The organism is Nostoc sp. CCY 9925, from assembly GCF_963920935.1.
Classification (GTDB): Bacteria; Cyanobacteriota; Cyanobacteriia; order Cyanobacteriales; family Nostocaceae; genus Nostoc.
Map to the genome: position 1 here is coordinate 1 of NZ_CAWUDO010000215.1, position 5,023 is coordinate 5,023.

Annotated in this window: 8 protein-coding genes; all 8 read left to right on the top strand. The window is 42.0% G+C overall.

The annotated features are described in order from the left end of the window. Nucleotides 1-46 precede the first annotated feature (46 nt). The 8 genes from ACM0OY_RS39410 to ACM0OY_RS39445 all read left to right on the top strand — a co-directional run bounded on the left by ACM0OY_RS39410 (nucleotide 47) and on the right by ACM0OY_RS39445 (nucleotide 4,986). Nucleotides 47-613, top strand: a complete 567-nt coding sequence (locus ACM0OY_RS39410) for an SGNH/GDSL hydrolase family protein (RefSeq protein ID WP_414574146.1) — start codon at nucleotides 47-49, stop codon at nucleotides 611-613. Nucleotides 614-1,191: 578 nt separating this feature from the next. After that, nucleotides 1,192-1,335 (top strand): type II CAAX prenyl endopeptidase Rce1 family protein, encoded by a 144-nt coding sequence (locus ACM0OY_RS39415; RefSeq protein WP_414574147.1) that lies wholly within the window; start codon nucleotides 1,192-1,194, stop codon nucleotides 1,333-1,335. Nucleotides 1,336-1,363: 28 nt separating this feature from the next. After that, entirely contained in the window at nucleotides 1,364-2,155 is a 792-nt protein-coding gene (locus tag ACM0OY_RS39420; protein WP_414574140.1) for a CPBP family intramembrane glutamic endopeptidase, read from the top strand. 128 nt (nucleotides 2,156-2,283) lie between these two features. Further along, nucleotides 2,284-2,571, top strand: coding sequence for a hypothetical protein (locus ACM0OY_RS39425; protein ID WP_414574141.1), 288 nt, complete (start codon nucleotides 2,284-2,286; stop codon nucleotides 2,569-2,571). Nucleotides 2,572-2,591: 20 nt separating this feature from the next. After that, nucleotides 2,592-2,969, top strand: coding sequence for a hypothetical protein (locus ACM0OY_RS39430; RefSeq protein ID WP_414574142.1), 378 nt, complete (start codon nucleotides 2,592-2,594; stop codon nucleotides 2,967-2,969). A gap of 12 nt (nucleotides 2,970-2,981) precedes the next feature. Continuing rightward, nucleotides 2,982-3,254 carry a DUF302 domain-containing protein gene (locus ACM0OY_RS39435; RefSeq protein ID WP_414574143.1) on the top strand — a complete coding sequence of 91 codons (273 nt, stop codon included), beginning with the start codon at nucleotides 2,982-2,984 and terminating at the stop codon, nucleotides 3,252-3,254. Nucleotides 3,255-3,377: 123 nt separating this feature from the next. Next, entirely contained in the window at nucleotides 3,378-3,635 is a 258-nt protein-coding gene (locus ACM0OY_RS39440) for a site-specific integrase (RefSeq protein ID WP_414574144.1), read from the top strand. Between the two features lie 73 nt (nucleotides 3,636-3,708). Further along, on the top strand, nucleotides 3,709-4,986 hold the full coding sequence (locus ACM0OY_RS39445; RefSeq protein WP_414574145.1) for a phthiocerol/phthiodiolone dimycocerosyl transferase family protein: 1,278 nt from the start codon (nucleotides 3,709-3,711) through the stop codon (nucleotides 4,984-4,986). The last annotated feature ends 37 nt before the right edge of the window (nucleotides 4,987-5,023 follow it).

Consider the following 5,023-nt stretch of genomic DNA (forward strand, 5'->3'; position numbering starts at 1 on the left):
ATGAAGATATCAAAGCGGACTCTCAAAGGTTTGCACAGACTGGCTTATAAATTTTAATAATCAGACTGGTTCGGTCGATGTATTAGCTGATGCTGCTGTTAACAATATTGTTTCTGGAATATCACAACTTGCAGTGCTAGGTGCAGAACAGTTTTTTGTTGTAAATTCTACAGATTTAGCTGCATTACCACTTTTTGAGCAATACTCAGAAGAGGCAGCTAAGTTTAGAGATGTTATCAATAAAAGTCTTCCCGGTCAACTCGATACCCTGAATAAGCAATTAGGTGTCGAAGTTGCACTGTATGACCATGTTGCAATTAGCAACAAAATTCGCTCTACCCCAGCGACATTTGGTTTTACCAATATAAATGATGCCTGCAAACTTTTATACACCACTGGGGGGTTAGAGCCTGGTTGTTCAACACCTGATAATTATTATTACTTCGACGAGATTCATCCTACTCGTCGTGTACATCAAATCATTGGTGAAGATATGGCCAATTTCTTAGATACACAGAAAACACCAACTGTTCCTGAACCATCAAATGTTGTAGCTTTGATATCTTGTATAGGTATAATAAGTTTACTACGGCGTAAAGTTCATAGTAGCTAAGGGTATCACCGTGCCAAAGTAGGTTTCATTGTACGCGCTTGTCCCAAACTTATAGCGGTTCTCAGTTGGGTGCAATATAGTAACAGCAGTGCGTGAACCATCCAATAATGTCTTTTTTAGTTACAGCATCTAAGGCATTTGTAATGGCCTTATCTAGGTATTGAGCCGAGATACAAGTAAAAAACAGCAAGATGGTCTGAAAAGCCCTGCTGTATATAAGTTTGAACGTTTTTTAAGCGAAAGTAGGATTTTGCCTGAAGATACTTGCAGTTTGAGGGTCAATAATTGCTTTTCGCCAACCCAAGAGTTTAATAAATACTCTGTGGTAGAAGGCTAATATTTTGGGCTATAATCCTTTGCCTGTAATAGTTACAGACAATCCATTGCGAAGGATACTCAAAGTCCTTGCTGTAAAACCTGTAAATAAAATTAATAAATACTCTAGTTTTTGTAGCGATACATACCCAAGATTTACGTTATCCTGCCAATTTTACTTAAAAAATGGCTGAACCCTATATATAGTATCAGTTTCGAGACCATCTTGCAGGTTTTTACTTATATCTCGGCTCAATACCAACATCGTCTTTCCCGCAGCCGTAGTCGCGGGTCTCGCCACTGCCGAGGTCTTCCGCCGCAGCGGCTCGGTCTGGACTGCTGTCATTGTTCACGTCGTTTTCAACTTGCCCACAATTTCGGTGATGGTAGCTGCTGGCATGGGCTGATAGGACGGATCATCTGGAGGTTAAACCAATGGCAATTCTGAAACAATTCGGGATTTTATTTGTATTGGGCAGTGTGGGAATTGTGATGTACACGATCGCGTCTATTCCTTTAGTCGAGCAACAGTTAGCGAAACTGTCTCCAGAAACACTGGAAAAAGTGCCTCCACTGCGGATTTTAATGCTTCTGCAAGGACTACAGTATTCAATTCTACTGGCAATCAGCATTCTAATCGGAATTGGTTGTGCCTATCGTGTTGGATTACGCTCCCATTTGATTGATCATTGGGTGTTTCACATCGCTAAGTCTTCATCTTTTGCCGTTGAGATGCAATGGAGCTTGGGTGTAGGTGCAGCGACGGCGATCGTTCTCTTGTTGCTCGATCGGTTGATGCAACCTGTCCTACCTGAAGCGCTACAGGCATCCAATAACACAGAACCAAATTGGCTGAGTTCACTTACAGCAATGCTTTATGGCGGCATCACTGAGGAAATTTTGATGCGCTGGGGTTTAATGTCGCTGCTTGTTTGGATTGCGTGGAAAGGTCTAAAACAAGGCGTTACGTTGCCAGGTCAAGGGATTTACCAGGGTGCGATCGTTCTAGCCGCGTTGGTATTTGGACTACTACACCTGCCCGCAACTGCCGCGATCGTTCCCCTCACTCCAGTTGTGATTATTCGGGCGTTGTTACTGAATGGGATTGCTGGGATTGGGTTTGGCTGGCTCTTTTGGCAATATTCACTAGAAGCTGCAATGTTAGCCCATATCAGCTTTCATGCTTTTGCCTCTGTTCTTAGCGGTTTACTGGCAAGGTTGGCTTAAGTTTTGGAATAGATATCGTAGGGCTAGCACTGCCCACAAAGCTTTACCGTGAAAGGTTTTAAAAATGGTGGGCGATGCCCACTACTTGAATTGATGCTCAACTCTACAGTTTTAAGGTGGTAAATCAAATGATTCAGTGCAAAGATTTTGCGCCTCGGATTACTGAAGGGGGACCTTTCGGCGGAGCTTCCGATTATGAATCCTTCTCTGAGGTTGTGAGTGAGGTCAATCAGTGGATTGAAAATACAACGATACAGGTGATCAATGTTGAAACCGTTGTTTTACCAGATAGCTTGAAAAGCACAAGTGATGGTGTCTACGGCGTGACAGTCAGTAATGGGGTCTACCCAGTGATGATCAGCCAGGGCGTTACAGTCAATTGCTTTCAATGTGTGCGTGTGTGGTACAGAGAATAAGCTTCACCGGAGAAGAAATAATGAAACGATTTACCTTGTTTAGTTTCCTGTACCTCGCGCTGGGAGTTTGTCTGAGTGCGATCGCACTTGGATACCCAAACCTGCCTTCGGGTCTTCAAAGAAGCTTGTTCATCAGTGCAGGAACCTCCTACATTTTTTGTCTCCTCAGCACCTTCCCATTTTGGCGCGAGAGGACGATCCGCTTCTATCGCAGACGGAATTCAGCGGTAATTCTACCTTGGTTGGTGATGGGATTCTATATTGTTTGGATGATCTGGGAGGTTCAGAGTCAGAACTGGACGATGGAAGCCATTTTAGGAGCGTTTTCGCGGCTAATATTTGTCTTAGGGTTTGCAGAAATCATTGTGATTACATGGCAAGTGAATTCTGAACATTAGTGTCTAAATCGAATGGCACGCTCATTAAGACACAGCCCTTGCCCAGGCTGGGAACCTATTCTGGGAGGCTCTGCCTCTTCCCTCATGGTGGCAGAACCAACGATCGCCCTGGATTTACCCCTGAAAGTACTGGCATGGGAAGCGACTGACGGCAAGGTGTGGGTGAGTTACAACGATCCTAATTACTTAAAACAGCGATTTTCTCTCTCGGATGAGTTGGTGAAAAATATCGCTATCATTGCACCTTTAATCAATGAAGCATTTAGTTCCGTCGATCACAAATAAGTTGCAGAATTAGCATGCGATGGCGCAAAGCGCCCGCCCAAAAGGCGATCGCACCTTGGCGTTTTTGAAACAGCATTGTAGTAGCAATCGAGTAATGTCAAACTCATTAATTTTACAACACTCATGAAAATATTTGCGTTCCTCCTGGGGTTGCCATTGAGCGACAGAGCTATTAAAAGGTTGATTCAGGATATCTCCGAGGTGGCGAAGTTAAAATTCTCTTGCCATTGGCTACGGCATTCTCACGCGACAAGAGCAGTCGAGCATAAAAATGTTTTTGAGGTGCAAAACCAGTTGGGGCACAGTAAAACAGATACAACAAAGGCTTATGTCCGCACAAAAAAAGACGCGGGAACGGGTACAGTACTGCCGAGATTTTGATAGTAAGAATTTGGAACTGTATTGCAAAAATGGCTAGATTTATTTAAATAACACTAAAATCCTTGTAATTGCCATGAATCGCATTCTTACACCATCAGAACATTTGATGTGGTTGTCATACAAGAACAGCCCGGAAAATGTTACCTTGTCGGCAACTATTAAAGGGTCATTTACCATTGATTTATTAACTGAAGCTCTGGCTTGGCTACAACTAAGGCATTCTCGGTTAAAAGTAAAAATAGTCACTCTTCATCAAAATCAGCCGCAATTTTCCTTAGAAAATGTTCCGCCTATTCCACTGCGAATAATTGAGCGACAAGGAGAAGAACATTGGTGTCGGGAGATGGTAGAAGAATTACGTCACCCTTTGAGTTGGAGCGAAGAACCCCTGCTGCGCGTATTGTTGCTGCACTCATCTGATGTTTCTAACCTAATAATTACTTTTCATCATTGCATTGGCGATGGTTTATCAGGAGCTTATCTTATCCGAGATATCTTGCAATTTATTGGTGAACCAGACAACCCTCGTGAGCTTTTACCAGACTTACCTCCTGTTGATGAAATTATCCCTGATATTACAAAAAATTGGGTTGAGGAAGATTTAGATAATTCGAGAGAAGCGGAGTCTATATTAACAGCAATTTATCGAGATAATGATGGAGTAAATACTTCAGAAACTTTTCCACTTCGCTTATTTTCTTGGACGCTATCTTCTGCGGAAACTACCAAGCTTGTAGCTCGTTGTCGAGAAGAAAAAACTTCGATTCACGGTGCTTTATGTGCTGCATTTCTTTTAGCGATCGCTGCTGAAATAAAATCTCCTAACGAAATTATTCTTAGGTGTCATACACCAGTAAATATCCGCAAATATTTGACAATTAATGTTGGTAAAAATTTAGGAGAATACATTACTCGACCCGTTACCGCTCATCGATTAAGCCAGAAAACCGATTTTTGGGATTTAGCCCGTGAAGTTAAATATAAACTCAATCAAGTGGTAGCAGAGGGAAAGTTATTTGACGATGTACTAAAAGCAAGAGCCTTATTATCTAGTAACTCTAACAAAGGTGGGGAAACTTCAGATGCTAGAGATATAGGAGGAATGGATATTGCAATTACTAATTTGGGGAATTTAAATATTAAACAGCAGTTTGGAAAATTACAGCTACAGGAACTTTATTTGATGGCTACGGGGCCAAAATCTCTACCACTTTTAATAGGTGTAGCAACACTTCAAGAGAAGATGTGTTTTATTTGTCGTTACCAAGAGTCTCTTGTGCCTGGTACAAACGCCTACAACATAAAAAACATAGCTATGGAACAATTGCTTACACAGGGCGAACGCATCTAAATGTAGTACATATATACTTAAAGAAGCTTAATCGCTT

Bases quoted from the DNA above. Each gene is read 5' to 3' on its own strand.
- ACM0OY_RS39435 (WP_414574143.1), top strand. From the start codon at position 2,982: ATGGCACGCTCATTAAGACACAGCCCTTGCCCAGGCTGGGAACCTATT.
- ACM0OY_RS39430 (WP_414574142.1), top strand. From the start codon at position 2,592: ATGAAACGATTTACCTTGTTTAGTTTCCTGTACCTCGCGCTGGGAGTT.
- ACM0OY_RS39420 (WP_414574140.1), top strand. From the start codon at position 1,364: ATGGCAATTCTGAAACAATTCGGGATTTTATTTGTATTGGGCAGTGTG.
- ACM0OY_RS39425 (WP_414574141.1), top strand. From the start codon at position 2,284: ATGATTCAGTGCAAAGATTTTGCGCCTCGGATTACTGAAGGGGGACCT.
- ACM0OY_RS39440 (WP_414574144.1), top strand. From the start codon at position 3,378: ATGAAAATATTTGCGTTCCTCCTGGGGTTGCCATTGAGCGACAGAGCT.
- ACM0OY_RS39445 (WP_414574145.1), top strand. From the start codon at position 3,709: ATGAATCGCATTCTTACACCATCAGAACATTTGATGTGGTTGTCATAC.